Annotated in this window: 14 protein-coding genes and 1 pseudogene; 4 read left to right on the forward strand and 11 right to left on the reverse strand. The window is 62.3% G+C overall.

From position 1 onward, the window contains the following. Window positions 1-74: 74 nt before the first annotated feature. On the reverse strand, window positions 75-782 hold the full coding sequence (locus tag APH30_RS04555; RefSeq protein WP_009686369.1) for a LexA family transcriptional regulator: 708 nt from the start codon (window positions 780-782) through the stop codon (window positions 75-77). An 88-nt stretch (window positions 783-870) separates the two neighbouring features. On the opposite strand from APH30_RS04555, the gene APH30_RS04560 reads away from it, so the two are divergent. Next, window positions 871-1,182, forward strand: coding sequence for a DUF6124 family protein (locus tag APH30_RS04560; protein ID WP_009686368.1), 312 nt, complete (start codon window positions 871-873; stop codon window positions 1,180-1,182). A gap of 437 nt (window positions 1,183-1,619) precedes the next feature. Beyond that, window positions 1,620-2,135: a DUF4880 domain-containing protein gene (locus tag APH30_RS04565; RefSeq protein ID WP_054911781.1), complete on the forward strand. Its 516-nt coding sequence runs from the start codon at window positions 1,620-1,622 to the stop codon at window positions 2,133-2,135. A 57-nt stretch (window positions 2,136-2,192) separates the two neighbouring features. Here the strand turns inward: APH30_RS04565 and APH30_RS04570 are convergent, their stop codons facing one another. From APH30_RS04570 to APH30_RS04585, 4 genes are read right to left on the reverse strand one after another with little or no spacing between them, the layout of a single operon-like run. Beyond that, on the reverse strand, window positions 2,193-2,924 hold the full coding sequence (locus APH30_RS04570) for an amino acid ABC transporter ATP-binding protein (RefSeq protein WP_054911782.1): 732 nt from the start codon (window positions 2,922-2,924) through the stop codon (window positions 2,193-2,195). Next, the gene (locus tag APH30_RS04575; RefSeq protein ID WP_009686365.1) at window positions 2,911-3,558 is read right to left on the reverse strand and encodes an amino acid ABC transporter permease; all 648 of its coding nucleotides are present in this window, start codon (window positions 3,556-3,558) and stop codon (window positions 2,911-2,913) included. The genes APH30_RS04570 and APH30_RS04575 overlap by 14 nt, the downstream gene beginning before the upstream one ends. Then, window positions 3,559-4,224, reverse strand: a complete 666-nt coding sequence (locus tag APH30_RS04580; RefSeq protein ID WP_054911783.1) for an amino acid ABC transporter permease — start codon at window positions 4,222-4,224, stop codon at window positions 3,559-3,561. It lies immediately after the preceding gene. A gap of 23 nt (window positions 4,225-4,247) precedes the next feature. Continuing rightward, on the reverse strand, window positions 4,248-5,033 hold the full coding sequence (locus APH30_RS04585; protein WP_054911784.1) for a transporter substrate-binding domain-containing protein: 786 nt from the start codon (window positions 5,031-5,033) through the stop codon (window positions 4,248-4,250). Between the two features lie 259 nt (window positions 5,034-5,292). Between APH30_RS04585 and APH30_RS04590 the strand changes: the two genes are divergently transcribed. Next, window positions 5,293-5,985 carry a FadR/GntR family transcriptional regulator gene (locus tag APH30_RS04590; RefSeq protein ID WP_029887434.1) on the forward strand — a complete coding sequence of 231 codons (693 nt, stop codon included), beginning with the start codon at window positions 5,293-5,295 and terminating at the stop codon, window positions 5,983-5,985. 15 nt (window positions 5,986-6,000) lie between these two features. Here the strand turns inward: APH30_RS04590 and APH30_RS04595 are convergent, their stop codons facing one another. From APH30_RS04595 to APH30_RS29830, 4 genes and pseudogenes are all read right to left on the reverse strand, one after another. Beyond that, window positions 6,001-6,729 (reverse strand): PA1136 family autoinducer-binding transcriptional regulator, encoded by a 729-nt coding sequence (locus tag APH30_RS04595; protein ID WP_054911785.1) that lies wholly within the window; start codon window positions 6,727-6,729, stop codon window positions 6,001-6,003. Next, window positions 6,726-7,598 (reverse strand): glyoxalase III HchA, encoded by an 873-nt coding sequence (gene hchA, locus APH30_RS04600; protein WP_054911786.1) that lies wholly within the window; start codon window positions 7,596-7,598, stop codon window positions 6,726-6,728. The genes APH30_RS04595 and hchA overlap by 4 nt, the downstream gene beginning before the upstream one ends. Window positions 7,599-7,701: 103 nt before the next feature. Beyond that, a complete protein-coding gene (locus tag APH30_RS29825) occupies window positions 7,702-8,565 on the reverse strand; it encodes a methyl-accepting chemotaxis protein (protein ID WP_371262777.1) in 864 nt (287 codons plus the stop codon). Beyond that, a pseudogene (locus APH30_RS29830) lies at window positions 8,557-9,618 on the reverse strand (methyl-accepting chemotaxis protein); the annotation flags it as partial. The gene APH30_RS29825 and the pseudogene APH30_RS29830, both read right to left, overlap by 9 nt. Before the next feature lie 470 nt (window positions 9,619-10,088). On the opposite strand from APH30_RS29830, the gene APH30_RS04610 reads away from it, so the two are divergent. After that, the gene (locus APH30_RS04610; protein WP_054911788.1) at window positions 10,089-11,315 is read left to right on the forward strand and encodes an OprD family porin; all 1,227 of its coding nucleotides are present in this window, start codon (window positions 10,089-10,091) and stop codon (window positions 11,313-11,315) included. Window positions 11,316-11,620: 305 nt separating this feature from the next. On the opposite strand, the gene APH30_RS04615 is transcribed toward APH30_RS04610, so the two are convergent. Beyond that, on the reverse strand, window positions 11,621-12,421 hold the full coding sequence (locus tag APH30_RS04615; protein ID WP_232108467.1) for an IclR family transcriptional regulator: 801 nt from the start codon (window positions 12,419-12,421) through the stop codon (window positions 11,621-11,623). Window positions 12,422-12,496: 75 nt separating this feature from the next. After that, entirely contained in the window at window positions 12,497-13,837 is a 1,341-nt protein-coding gene (locus tag APH30_RS04620) for an MFS transporter (RefSeq protein WP_054911790.1), read from the reverse strand. Between the last annotated feature and the right edge of the window lie 27 nt (window positions 13,838-13,864).

The raw sequence follows: 13,864 nt of genomic DNA on the forward strand, positions 1-13,864 counted from the left end.
GTGGGCGGCGCTCGATCTCACAGGCGCCCCACTACCCAAGCCCTACACTCACCGGCCTCACAACCTCAAAACACCTAGAAGGAGCCATGCACCCGCACAACCACCCCCAAGAACTCGCAGCCTTCCTCGCACAACAAGGCCGGGTAATTACTGTTCAATGCCTTGAGATACCGCTGCCCACCCTCCTCGGCCAATTCACGAAAAATCGCCGGTTTACCTGGCTGACGCGCAATCACCAGACGCCCAGGTACAGCTTGCGCCCCAGGGTCCACCAGCATTCGCATGCCCTGCGGCACACTGCGGCCACTGATAGCACTCATCGCATCATTTTCCACCGTCAGCCAGAACGCCTTCCCCTGAGCCAGGTAATCGGTCTGCTCGAACTCAGCAGGCTCCGCGATCTGGGCACCACCTAGCTGATCCCAGCTCAACACCGGATAGCGGAAACATACGATGTATTGCATCAGGTCCAGGTCATCATCATCGTCATCCACCTCGTAGGTACCGCGCTCCTCGCCGACCTGGCCCTGAACGCGCAACTGCAAGCTGACGTGGTAATGAGGCATGCCAATCTCGACGAACGTGCGGTTCATCGACTCGATCTTCGGCTGACGCCTTTTGTTCACCCAATGCCCTACGCTGCCTTGAGACACGCCAACGCGCTCGGCAAGCTGCTCTTGGGTAAGCCCTAGCTCCTCCATCCGGTCACGGACGAGGGCAATCCATTTATCCATATTCATCGCTGGCACGATACGGACTGCCTTCTGGCGCTCAATAAACATTCAGTATTATTTCTTGGTGGCAATTCAAATACTCTGGGTATTAGTATCAGCCTGATCCCTTTCCTTACTGGCATTAGCAGGTATCAGGATGAAACTACCGAAAAACGACGAAACAGATCTCGACAGCGAAGCCGCCCGCCGCGCCCTCGACTACTACCTCAACCCCAACCCGCCACGCCCGACGCTGGACAACAAGATCTGGACCCTGCACGAAGGCGTGACCAGCGAGCAGGCCCAGGAACACGCCATCGCCCTGCTGCGCTGCGCTGCCGCCACCGCACAGGAAACCGCCACGCACCAGCACGGCAGCCAGCGCGAGCTGACCTTCGCGCTGATGCACATGATGGACATGGCACGTGCGCTGCTGGAGCACAAGCAACGTGAAGACCGGGGTTTGTAGATGTACGGACGGGAGAGCACGTGATGGCCGCGTAACGGCAAAGGCCCCGATTGCCGGGACAAGGAAGCGCACCGGTAAAACTTTTTTACCGGAATGATGAAAATTCATTTGACTGGCAAATGATAACGATTATTATTGCACTCAGCTGATCGCGAGATCTGCTGGATAACCTGAAAGCTTAGGTCGCTTTCAGATTATCTCCTCATCAGGCTAATCACGGTTTTTGACCCGGCTTTTTGCCGGGTCTTTTTTTTGGCTCTTCAGGCTAATGAAGATCGTGATGGCGCGCATGGTAGCAAATGTGTTTCAGGGCGTGAACGCTCATTACAAAACTTTGCGCAATCAGCACTTGAGAATCAATCTCGTTTCGCCTACGCTGACCACGCATCACGGAAGATGCCCCCACCCCTTCCCCTTTGTAGCGCAAGGAGCCGGTCATGACCCGTCTGCTGCTGCCCGTCGAACACCCCACCGCGGTCAATGAGCCTGATGCCGACAATGCCCTGCTGCACGCGCTGAAGCGGCTGCCACGCCGGGTGCAGCAAGTGATGCTGCTGAGCCGCCTCGACCAGCTGGACTTCGCCAGCATTGCCACCCGCCTTGACCTGCCACTGGCCACTGTCGAACGCAACATGGACCAGGCCCTGATGGCCGGGCGCCCGCGCCGGGATGTGCTGGCAAGCGTGGCCAGCCAATGGTACGTGCGCTTGCAGAGCCCCCAGGTGACCGCATGCGAGCGCATCGACTTCCGCCGCTGGCTGGACGCAGATGCCGCGAACCTGCAGGCGTTTCACCAAACGGAATTACGCTGGCGCAGCCTGCTGGCGCCGGCGCGCCAGCTTGGCCAGGATGGTTGGTACCGGCAAGGCCGGGCGGCGCTGTCGCTGGGCGGCTGCTCGGTGGCGGTCGGGGCTGGGCTGGCGGCGTTACTGGTGTGGGCATGGTGCAGCTGATGCCCGCTGCCGGTTCACTTCAGGCCCGCCGCCGCAGCCCCTCTGAAGCCTGCCCCCTCAGCCCATTACGCTGCCAATGAAATTCGCCAGCTCCGCCGTACGCGGCGCGGCGAATACATCACGTGGGTGACCGGTTTCGTGAACCTTGCCGTGGTGCATGAACACCAGCTTGTCACCCACTTCACGGGCAAAGCGCATTTCATGGGTCACCATGATCAAGGTCATGCCTTCCTTGGCCAATTGCCGCACAACGCCGAGCACTTCGTTGACCAGTTCCGGGTCGAGCGCCGAGGTGATCTCGTCGCACAGCAAAACCTTGGGCGACATCGCCAGGGCGCGGGCGATAGCCACCCGTTGCTGCTGCCCGCCAGAAAGGCGGTCCGGGTAGGCGTCGAACTTGTCGCCCAGGCCAACCCTGACCAGCATTTGCTCAGCCAGTTGGCGGGCCTGGGCCTTGCTCGTCTTCTTCACCACCTGCGGCGCGAGCATGACGTTCTCGCCCACCGTCAGGTGCGGGAACAGGTTGAACTGCTGGAACACCATGCCGACTTTCTGCCGCAGCGTGCGCAGGTCGGCGCGCGCGGCATCCAGGTACTCGCCATCCACTTCGATCACGCCGTCACTGATCGACTCCAGGCCGTTGAGCGTACGCAGAAAGGTACTTTTGCCGGAACCGCTACGGCCGATGATGGCGACCACTTCACCCTCTTCGATGCTCAGGTCTACGCCCTTGAGCACGTGGTTGTCGCCATAGTACTTGTGCAACGCAGACACTCTAAGCAGGGGCATGCAGCCTCCTTTCCAGGTAACGGGCGCTCAGCGAGAGCGGGTAGCAGAGCATGAAATAACCCACGGCCACCAAGCCGTAGATCAGGAAGGGCTCGAAGGTGGCGTTGGCGAGCATGCCGCCGGTCTTGGTCAGCTCGGTAAAGCCGATGATCGAAGTGACCGCCGTGCCTTTGACCACCTGCACCGAGAAGCCAACGGTAGGTGCCACGGCAATCCGCAGCGCCTGGGGCAGGATCACGTAACGCATCTGCTCCAGCCGGGTCATGGCCAGGCTGCCCGAGGCTTCCCACTGGCCACGTGGAATGGCCTCGACGCAGCCGCGCCAGGTTTCGGCGAGAAAGGCACTGGTGAACAACGTCAAGGCGATGGCCGCCGCCATCCAGGCCGAAATATCGACGCCGAACAGGGCAATGCCGAAAAACACCATGAACAACTGCATCAGCAGTGGCGTGCCCTGAAACAGCTCGATATAGCCCTTGGCGGCCCCGCGCAGCACGAAGTTGTCAGAGAGGCGCGCCAGCAGCACCAGCAGGCCGGCGACGCCCCCGCAGATGAACGCCACCAGCGACAGCAGCAGGGTCCACTGCATGCCGACCAGCAAGTTGCGGACGATGTCCCATAAGGTGAACTCCATTCATCGTTTCCCCATCAGAAAGCGCTGCCCGAACCACAGCAGCAGCTGGCGTACCGCAATGGCCATGATCAGGTACAGGCCCGTGGTCAGCAGGTAAGTCTCGAACGCCCGGAAATTGCGCGACTGAATGAAGTTGGCTGCGAACGACAACTCTTCGGTGGCGATCTGCGAACAAACCGCCGAGCCCAGCATGACGATCACGATCTGGCTCGACAGGGCCGGCCAGACTTTGGCCAGCGCCGGTTGCAGGACCACATGGCGAAACGCCTCGGCGCGGCTCATGGCCAGTGCCGCCGCCGCCTCCAGTTGCCCTTTGGGAATGGCCTGGATACCGGCGCGGATGATTTCGGTGGAATAGGCCCCCAGGTTGATCACCATGGCCAGCACCGCGGCTTGCCATTCCGTCAGGCGCACACCCAACGCGGGCAAGCCAAAGAAGATGAAGAACAGCTGCACGATGAAGGGCGTGTTACGGATCAGTTCCACGTACACGCCGAATAGCACATCGAACGGTTTGAGCCGCCAGGCACGCGCCACAGCGCCAAGTACGCCCAGAGCTACCCCGAACAGGGTGCCCACTGCGGTCAGCTGGAGCGTGAACAACGCCCCCTTGAGCAGCAGGTCGCCTTGGGCCAACACGGGCGCGAAATCGAATTGATAGGCCATCAGTCAGCGAATCCAGGGGCAGTTCAGAGGTCGGCCGGCAATGGTTGCTTCAACCATTTTTCAGCATTGCGGTTGAGGCTGCCGTCTGCCTTGGCGGCATCGAGGGTGGCATTGACCTTGGCCAGCAAGGCAGGCTCCTGCTTGGCCAGCCCGACGTACACGGGCGAGTCCTTGAGCTTGACCTTCATCACCGGCACCTTGGCCGGGTTCTTCTCGGCGATGACAGCCATCACCACGCTGCCGCTGGCAATCAGTTCAACCTGGCCAGACAGGTACGCTGCGATGGTGGAGTTATTGTCCTCGAACCGCTTGATGACCGCGCCTTTGGGGGCAACCGCTGTCAGTTCCATGTCCTCGATCGAGCCGCGGGTCACGCTGATGGTCTTGCCGGCAATGTCATTGATGTCGCTGATCGACGTCTGCTCCGGCCCGAACACGGCCAAGTAGAACGGCGCATAAGGGCGGGAGAAATCGATCACGGCTTCGCGCTCGGCATTCTTGCCCAGGCTGGAGATCACCAGGTCGACCTTGCCCGTGGTGAGGAACGGGATGCGGTTGGTGCTGTTGACGGGCGTGAGGGCCAGCTTGACGCCCAGCTTGTCCGCCAACAACTGCGCAGTGTCGATGTCCAGGCCGCGGGGCTTGAGGTCGGGGCCGACCGAGCCGAACGGTGGAAAGTCCTGGGGCACGGCCACTTTGAGCACGCCACGGGCGGTGATGTCGGCCAGGGCGTCGGCCTGGGCCTGGGCAGCGCCCAGTGCGCCACCACACAGCAGCGTCGCCAGCAACAGGGAGCGGATGTTTTTCATGGGAAAGCCTCGGGGTATGCAGAAGGTCGTTAGCGCTGAAACTGCACAGCCCGTGCCAGCATTGGCGCCTGGCCCCGGAAAAGCCCTGGGCATGCGGCTGTTCGCGGTCTTACTGGTCTGAACAGTCAGCCCGCCAGCCGCGGCCGTGCCCCGCTTTCGTGCAACCTGCCCTGCCCTTGCGCCAGCACGGAGCGAGGCTTGCCAGACACCCGGTAAAGCCTTTACAAAGCGCAGACCGCTTCCCAACTGGTCTGAACAGATGCTCGACACGCTCCCCCGCGCCGTTCCGGAAATAGCCTTGCAGGCCATTCGCAAGCTGATCGAGGCAGGCGACTATCAACCCGGCGATGCCCTGCCATCGCAACGCGACCTGGCCGAGCAGTTGGGTATCAGCCGTGCGTCGCTGCGCGAAGCGCTGTCGTCGTTGAGTGCGCTGGGGTTGGTGAGCGTGCAACCGGGCAAGGGCGTTTTCGTCCAGGCGCCCTCGGCTCCCCCGGCGGCCACGTTCTCCTGGCCATACGCCGAACAGGTATCGGCGGTGGACACCTTCCAGTTGCGCTATGCCTTGGAGGGGTTCGCGGCAGGCCTGGCGGCCCTGTACCTGACCGGTGCGGATATCGATGCGCTGGAGGCGAATGTCGAGGCGATGCGCCAGGAGCTGCGTGCCGGCCGTTTCGACGCCGCCGCCCGCCTCGACTACGCCTTCCACCGGCGCCTGCTGGAGGCCAGCGGCAACCTGGCGATGCTGCAGGTGATCACCGCCAGCCAGGACATTTTCCTGGAAAGCCAGAAACTGCCCTTCATCCGCCCCGAGCGGGCCATGGAAACCTGGCAAGAACACCGCAAGATCCTGCGCCAACTGGCCCGTGGCAACCAGGCCGGTGCACAGCGTGCCATGCAGGAGCATATCCGCAATGCGGCTGCCCGTACCGGTGTGGTATTTGCGGCCTGAAACCCGGCCACCGCCCTATTCCGGGCGGCTGCCCAACTCGCCATTGTGCAGGGCGATCTTGATCGCCTGAGCCGTGGTTGCCACACCCAGGCGCCGCCGCGCCGCACGCAGGTGGTTCTCGACGGTGCGTTCCGACAAGCCAAGGGTTGCAGCTATATCGGCTTGCCGGCTTCCGGCAGCGGTCCAGCGCAGTACTTCCCGCTCCCGCGCCGATAGTTGCGTGGCACTCGCCGCCAGGGGCGGTTGGAGCAAACGGCGGGCGGTATGAAAGGCGGCGGTAGCGACCATGGCCAGCATCAGGCGCGCCTCAGGGCTGCTATCGATGCGCGCCCCGCCCAGGCTCATCGCACCTTCCAGCCCCTGCGGCCCGAATACCGGCAACTGTAAACCGTGGACACCCGCGCCTGCCGGCCGCCGCACCACCCGGTAACGCTCGCCCTTTTCGTCACAGGTCTTGGTCCAGAAAAACGGCGCCCGCGCTTCAAGGATATGCCGGGTGACCGGGCAACGCGTGAGGTAGGTCCTGGCGTCGATAGCTTGCCCATCTCCCCACCAGTCGCCCTCCACCCAGTACACCCGGTCGACCAGCGCATCTGCGACTGCGCGCACCGAGAAGAGCACGAAGCGGTCGTAGCCCAAGCGCATGGCAAAGGGGCGCAGCGCATCCTGGACACCCGCCAGCGTCGTGGCACGTTCCACCGCCAGGGCCACCTGTATCGCCACTTCGGCTACGCCGCAGGTCATCGCCCGGAGGTTTCTTTCAACAGGGCGGCCGCGGCCAGCTTGCCAAGGTTGTTGCCCGCAAGCGGGCTGTCGCCGGTGAGCAACTTGCGGTCCCGGTACACCTTGCCAGTAATGTCCTGGTTGATGATCTCTACCCCCAAGGCCTGCAGCCTCTCACCAAACTTCCAGGTCAGGTGCCCCGGCATGTAGCCGATATCCGGGGTTTGCGCATCCAGCGCGTCAGGGAACGCACAGATCTTGTAGCCGCTGAACCTGTAGTTTTCCGCCGTTTTACCCATGCCCGCGGCCAACAGTGCCGCGGGGCCATGGCACAGCGAAATGATGAATTTATCGTGGTCGGCCGCCCACTCCAGCACCTGTTTGACCTCGCTGCTTTCCGGCAAGCCGATCAGCGCACCGTGCCCCCCGGGAATGAACACGCCGATGTAGTCGGAGTCATCACCCAAGGCCTTGACGACCTCTGCCAGCTTCAGCGGCTGCCTGAATGACGCCTGGTACTTGCGGTAAAACGCTTGTACCTCTTGGTCTTCCGAGGGCATGGCCCAGAATTCGAACTTGACCGGGTTGCCCGACACCGTGGCGATATCGAAAGCGAAGCCCGCCTTGTCCATGTGGTACATGGGCAACAAGGTTTCTACCGGGTGGTTGCCTGTCGAGAAGAGGGTGCCATTGGCAGTTTGCAGGTAGCGCTCATCGGCACCGATGACCAGAACCTTCCAGCGGCCACCTTTGTACGCACCAGGGTACTCGGCATCGCTCAGGTCAGAGGTGGGCGAAGTGTATTGGCTCAACGAATACGGTGAGGGGAAAAACGCGCCCACCTCAGCAGGGTCTGGGGTTGGGCGTTTGTCTTCGGCTGCAGTGGTCATCGCGTACTCCTCGATAAAGGTTGACGTCGATGACCATCCTAGGCCCCACCCCACGTTCCAGCAATGCGGGTTTTCCCTTAACGGCGCGCTACCTCAGGCCGGGTCAGAGCTGAAACCGGCGTACCTGCCCCTGTAGTGAATTGCCCAAACCGGCCAACTCCAGGCTGGCCGTGCTGGTCTGTTCGCTGGCGGTTTGCGCCTGTTCGGTAATGTCGCGTACGTTCAGCACATTACGATTGATTTCTTCGGCGACGGCACCCTGCTGTTCGGCAGCCGCCGCGATTTGCTGGGTCATGCCCTGAATGCCGCCGATGCTGTGGGTGATGTTGTCCAGCGCAATGCCTGCATCGCGGGCCAATTGCACGCTCTCGCCGGTCAGGCCGCGGCTGGTTTCCATGCGCTGCACGGCTTGCAGCGTGCCCGCGCGCAGGGCTGCGATCAGTTGTTCGATGTCTTCGGTTGAGCGCTGGGTGCGCTGCGCCAGGGCACGCACTTCGTCCGCTACCACGGCAAAGCCACGGCCGGCCTCGCCTGCACGCGCGGCCTCGATCGCTGCGTTCAATGCCAGCAGGTTGGTTTGTTCGGCCACCGCCTTGATCACGTCGAGCATACTGCCAATGCGCCCGCTTTCTTCAGCCAGCGTGCTCACCGCTGCGCTGGTCAGCTCCACCTCGGCAGACAGGTTTTCGATGCGCGCAATTGCGCTTTTGACGATGTCGCCGCCACTGACAGCATCCTGCGCCGCCTGGTTGACCGAGCGCGCGGTTTCGACCGCGTTGCGGGCCACATCCTGCACCGAGGTGGTCATTTCGTGCATGGCCGCAGCCACCTGCTCGGTTTCCTGCATCTGCTCGGTAGCGCCTGCCTGCGTCTGCCGGGTAATCGCCGACAGCTCTTCGGTGGCGCTGGCGATCTGCGTCGCCCCATCACCGATATGCCCAACCAGTTGTCGCAAGCTGCCGGTCATGTGCTGCAAGCCATCTTGCAACTCGCCGATTTCGTCTTTGCGCGAGCCCGTGGCGAAGACGCTCAGGTCGCCCTCGGCAATGCGCCGCACCCGGGCCAACGCTTCACGCAGGGGTGGCACGATCTGGCGCGTGATCAACACGGCCGCCAGCCCGCCCAGCAGCAGCGCCAGCACCAGGCAACTGATCAGCGTCCACGCCGCATCACGGGTATCGTCCTGGCGCATCTGCATCTGCTGGTCGTACAGGTCCTGGCTGGTCTGCAGCAGTGCATCACCGTGCTTCTGAACCTCCTGCAGCAGTGTGTCGATGCGGGCCAACGCCGCCCGGTGAGTGTCCAGCGAGGCCCGGTAGGCGGTAACGGATTGCGTCAGCTCATCGAGCAGGCTTGCACGCGAGCCCTGCAGAGCATCGCCCAGGGTTTGCAACTGGGTCAGTGTCGCGTCAACGGCCTTGGCCGCAGCAGCGTATTGCTTGCCATTGCCACCGTAGGTATAGCCACGGGTTTCAAAGCGCGCATACAGAAACTGCATCTGCAGGTCGTTGGCCGCCTTGTACAGTGCCTGGTCACGCACGCCGTTCTGTTCACCCGTCAGGCTGTCGAGCTCATCCAGGCGCTTGAGCGCGCTGTCGCCGCTGCTGCGGCGTACCGCCCGCGACTGCTCGATCTGCTCATAGGCCCCGCCCAACCCCTCGATACCCCGCTGGTAGGCGCCCAGGTGTTCGGCCATTGCGGCAATGCGCCGCGCATTCTCGTCGTTGGCGAAGAACCCTTGCAGCTCGCCCAGGTGCTGCCCAACTTCGGCGATCTTGTCCCGCAGCACCTTGGCAGCCTGGGCGTCGCCCTCACTCTGCAGATAAGCCGAACGGTCCAGGCGCATCTTGGATATGTCGTCCATCAGCCGGTTGACCGTACTCATGCGGTCCATCCGGTAGGACAAACTGCTGATGGCGTTCCAACCTGCGCCAATGCTCAAAATCACCAACAGCAATAGCAGCCCGAAGCCAAACATCAGCTTCTTGGCGACTGTGAGGTTGGTAAGCCAGTTATTCATATCATTGCATCCTTGAACGATTTGGCTGCCAGGTCGCCCTGTAATGGGTGCGCAAGGGCAGCTGGGCGCGCCGTCTGGGCGGCACAGCGGACCGGGCCGGGCTCAGGCGTGATTTCGCGTAGCGCGAGAGCGTGACAGGGCTGCATAAATCAATCAAATGCAAATATCGAAGCCATTGTTGCGAATGGAGAATTAATAGCGGGCGGGTGGTCCGGTCCTGGTGGCTTTCCGCTCATCTTCTCCACCCTTGACAGCCGCTTGGCAGGGTCCTTAACATCCATCTCACTCAGAGAAACGATGTTTCGCAGATAAAAACAAATATAACTGCCTGACAAGGGGGACGTTCAACGTCAAAAACCGCTGTAACCCTAAGAACTGCCCGCACACCTTCTGCTTTATCGAACTTGAACGCACAGCCGTGATCGCCCGGATCACCGCTGCGTACACGCACACGCCTGGACAATAACAATATGAATGCTCAGAAGACTTCACTGGCACTGGCTGTAACTTGCGCGTTTACCTGCAACGCCATGGCCGACGGCAACGCCTTCTTTGACGACGCGCAATTCTCGATCAAAGCCCGCAATTTCTACATGAACCGTAACTTCCTCGATGACCGCACGGCGCAGAACTATTCCGAGGAGTGGGCGCAGGGTTTCATCGGTGTTTTCGAGTCCGGTTACACCGAAGGCACGGTCGGCTTTGGCGTCGACGCCATTGGCCTGCTGGGCTTGAAACTGGACACCGGGGGCGGCCGCAAAGGGGGCGGCACGCTGCTGCTCGAAGAAGACAGCGATGGCGCCAAAAACAGTTATGCCAAGGGCGGTGCGGCGGTGAAGGCACGCCTGTCGAACACTGTGCTGAAGTTCGGCGAACAGGTGGTGAACCTGCCAGTGCTGGCCACCGCCGACACGCGCTTGCTGCCGGAAACCACCCAGGGCTGGTTGTTGACCAGCAAGGAAATACCCGACCTCACCTTGAATGCCGGACACTTCACAGCGTTGCGCAGCCGTGACCAGAGTGAACATGACAGTGGCGGCCTGACGTCACTGGACCTGATTGGCGGCAACTACAACTTCAACAAGGCGTTCAGTGCCCGGGCCTATCATTCCGATGTTCAGGATTACTGGCGCAAGTACTACCTGGGTGCGACCCTGGTCTTGCCGATCAATGACAGGTATGCGGCGAAGTTCGACTTCAACGGTTATGACACCCGCAGCCAGGGCGCCCAGCGCGCCGGGGACCTGGACAACCGGATCTGGAGTTTGTCGGCCACGCTGGCAGCCGGCCCGCACAGCTTCATGCTGGCCCACCAGCGGGTCAGCGGGACGGGCAATTATACCTATGGCGTGGACGGCAACAGTACGGTGTTCCTGGCCAACTCGGTGCAGTATTCGGACTTCAACTACGAGAACGAGCGGTCATGGCAGGCGCGTTATGACTTTGACTTCGTGGCGCTGGGTGTACCGGGCTTGAGTGTCATGGCGCGGTACTTGCGCGGCACTGATTTCCACACTGCGCAAACCGATGACGGTCGGGCGTGGGAGCGGGACCTGGAGCTCAGGTACGTGGTGCAGTCGGGTACGGCGAAGGACCTGTCGTTCAGGGTTCGCCAAGCCAGTTTCCGCAGCCCGGACCGCGGCCTGAACTTCAATGAGGTGCGGGTGATTACCGAATACCCCTTGAATATCTTCTGACGCCAGAGCCCGGCTTTGCCGGTGTTCACGGCTGAAGCCGCTGCTACATCCTGTGGGAGCGGGCGCGCCCGCGAAGCAGGCACCGCGGTGGCTGGCACCGGCTTTGCCGGTTTTCGCGGCTAAAGCCGCTCCTACATCGGTAGCGTGAGCCTCAAGCCGCATCGCTAGCGCGAGCGTGAAGCCGCATCGGTAGCGTGAGCTTGAAGCCAGCACCTCAACCTGTGGGAGCGGGCGTGCCCGCGAAGCAGGCACCGCGGTGGCTGGCAGCGGCTTTGCCGGTGTTCGCGGCTCAAGCCGCTGCTACATCACAACCGCTGATACGTGCCCGCGTGCAAGCGCTCACTGATCTCCGCCGCCGCCGACTGCAACTCGCGCAACATCGCCGCCGGTGGTGGCGACGGAATAGCGGCGCTCGGCCCGACAATGCCAATGGTCCCGACAATCTGGTCGTTATCGCGGAAAATCGGGCAGCACAGCGCATTGATCCCTAATGTCACCTCGCCGTCCGCATCGTCATACAAACGTTCACGAATCAACGCCAGCCGCGCGGCCAGCGCGTCGGGCTCATGCAAGGTCAGTTCGGTGAGTTGCGGCATCTTGCGCCGCATCACCCGCTGCTGGCTGGCCGCGTCGGCAAATGCCAGCACCGTGCGCCCCTGCGCCGAGCAGTACGGCAACACGCGGTTACCCGGTTTCACCGAAATGCACACATTGGCCTTGGACTCCACGCAGGACACCACCAGCGCCGTGTCATGGGTGGCCACCGCCAGCAAGGCCGTCTGGCCCGTGGCGTCACGAATGCGGGTAAGGTAAGGGTCGGCAATGGCGCGCAGGTCGAACTGTTCGCTGGCCGCTTCGCCATAAGCCACCAGGCGGGCACCCAGCAGGTATTTCTCGGTGGCCGGGTCCTGTTCGAGAATACCGAGCTGGCGCATCGAGGCCAGGTGCCGATAGGTACGCGGCTTGGCGGTTTGCAGTTGCTGGGCCAGCTCGGTGACGCCAAGCGGGCGCCGCGCAGCGGTCAGTTCGTCGAGCAGGCGGAATACCATCTCCACCGACTCGAGCAGCGCAGGGCCGCTGGCGGGCTTTTCATCATCCTGGTTCAAGCGTTCACCTCGCATTCGGGCTTGGGAAAGACCCGATTGTATCGCTCGGCGAAACGCTTGTGTTGGCCTACGACATCAAACGCCAGAAGGCTGCGCCACCGCCGGCGCACGGTGCGGCTGCGGCGGTTTGACCGAGAACATCGCCCACGCACCGATCAGGGTCATCACCGCCAGCACATACAGCCCATACTCCAGGTGCCCACTGCCCTGCTTCACCCAGCCCATCATGAACGGGCTGGCATAGCCCCCAAGGTTGCCGATGGTGGCGATCAGGGCGATACCGGCCGCTGCCGCCGTGCCGGTCAGCAGCACACCGGGCAGCGCCCACAGCACGCAGAAACCCGCCAGGCCACCCGACATCGCCAGGCTAAGGCCCGCCAGCGACAGCACCGGCTGGTCGTGGAACACCGCCGCTATCGTCAGCCCGGCCGCCGAGGCCAGGTTGCACAGCGTGCCGTGCCAGCGCCGTTCACGGGTACGGTCCGAATGCCGACTGACCACCAGCATTACCACCGAGGCCACCGCGAACGGAATTGCGGCGATCAGCCCGGTGTGCGTCAGGCTCTGGCTGCCCAGGCTCTGGACGATCTGCGGCAGCCAGAAACTCACGCCGTAGGTCCCACACAGCAGCGCGAAATTCACGTAGATCAACCGCCACAAGTCTTTGTTGACGAACGCTGCACGGAAGTTGTGCCCGGCCCCCGCCTGCTCCTGGGCCTGGCGTTGCGCCGCCAGTTGGCGCACCACCCGCTGGTTCTGCTCTGGGCTGAGCCAGTGCACGTTGCCAGGGCGGTCGTCCAGGTAGAAGAACACCACGATGCCCAGCAGTACCGCTGGCGTACCCTCGATCAGGAACAGCCATTGCCAGCCAGCCAGGCCGTGCACACCGGCAAAGGTCTGCATGATCCAGCCCGACAGCGGGCTACCCAGCACGCCCGCCATGGCGATGCCCAGGTTGAACCAGGCCATGGCCTGGGAACGGGCGTAGGACGGGAACCAGTAGGTCATGTACAGCACCACCCCCGGATAGAACCCGGCCTCGGCCATGCCCAGCAGGAAGCGCAGTACATAGAACTGGTTGGGCGTCTGCACGAACATCATCGACACCGACAGAATGCCCCACATCACCATGATCCGGGTGATCCAGAAGCGCGCCCCGACCCGCTGCAACATCATGTTGCTGGGAATCTCGCACAGGCAGTAGCCGATGAAGAACACCCCGGCGCCAAAGCCGAACGCCAGGTCGCTGAGGCCGATGTCGGCCGACATCTGCAGCTTGGCAAAACCGACGTTGACCCGGTCGAGAAAGGCAATGATGTAAAGCACGAAGAGGAACGGCAGCAACCGCCAGGCGATGCGGTTGTACAGCACACTGTCCTGCTCGTTGTCGAACGTGTTGCGGGCTATGAGCTTCATCGCAGTACTCTTTTGTAATTGTTGTGG

This window comes from Pseudomonas sp. NBRC 111127 (genome assembly GCF_001320345.1).
Classification (GTDB): Bacteria; Pseudomonadota; Gammaproteobacteria; order Pseudomonadales; family Pseudomonadaceae; genus Aquipseudomonas; species Aquipseudomonas juntendi.

What these genes read in the sequence shown, in the direction of transcription:
- APH30_RS29825 (WP_371262777.1), bottom strand. Translation starts at nt 8,565, where the DNA reads ATGACCGGCAGCTTGCGACAACTGGTTGGGCATATCGGTGATGGGGCG.
- APH30_RS04580 (WP_054911783.1), bottom strand. Translation starts at nt 4,224, where the DNA reads ATGGCCTATCAATTCGATTTCGCGCCCGTGTTGGCCCAAGGCGACCTG.
- APH30_RS04555 (WP_009686369.1), bottom strand. Translation starts at nt 782, where the DNA reads ATGTTTATTGAGCGCCAGAAGGCAGTCCGTATCGTGCCAGCGATGAAT.
- APH30_RS04620 (WP_054911790.1), bottom strand. Translation starts at nt 13,837, where the DNA reads ATGAAGCTCATAGCCCGCAACACGTTCGACAACGAGCAGGACAGTGTG.
- APH30_RS04585 (WP_054911784.1), bottom strand. Translation starts at nt 5,033, where the DNA reads ATGAAAAACATCCGCTCCCTGTTGCTGGCGACGCTGCTGTGTGGTGGC.
- APH30_RS04575 (WP_009686365.1), bottom strand. Translation starts at nt 3,558, where the DNA reads ATGGAGTTCACCTTATGGGACATCGTCCGCAACTTGCTGGTCGGCATG.
- hchA (WP_054911786.1), bottom strand. Translation starts at nt 7,598, where the DNA reads ATGACCACTGCAGCCGAAGACAAACGCCCAACCCCAGACCCTGCTGAG.
- APH30_RS04570 (WP_054911782.1), bottom strand. Translation starts at nt 2,924, where the DNA reads ATGCCCCTGCTTAGAGTGTCTGCGTTGCACAAGTACTATGGCGACAAC.
- APH30_RS04595 (WP_054911785.1), bottom strand. Translation starts at nt 6,729, where the DNA reads ATGACCTGCGGCGTAGCCGAAGTGGCGATACAGGTGGCCCTGGCGGTG.
- APH30_RS04565 (WP_054911781.1), top strand. Translation starts at nt 1,620, where the DNA reads ATGACCCGTCTGCTGCTGCCCGTCGAACACCCCACCGCGGTCAATGAG.
- APH30_RS04560 (WP_009686368.1), top strand. Translation starts at nt 871, where the DNA reads ATGAAACTACCGAAAAACGACGAAACAGATCTCGACAGCGAAGCCGCC.
- APH30_RS04610 (WP_054911788.1), top strand. Translation starts at nt 10,089, where the DNA reads ATGAATGCTCAGAAGACTTCACTGGCACTGGCTGTAACTTGCGCGTTT.
- APH30_RS04590 (WP_029887434.1), top strand. Translation starts at nt 5,293, where the DNA reads ATGCTCGACACGCTCCCCCGCGCCGTTCCGGAAATAGCCTTGCAGGCC.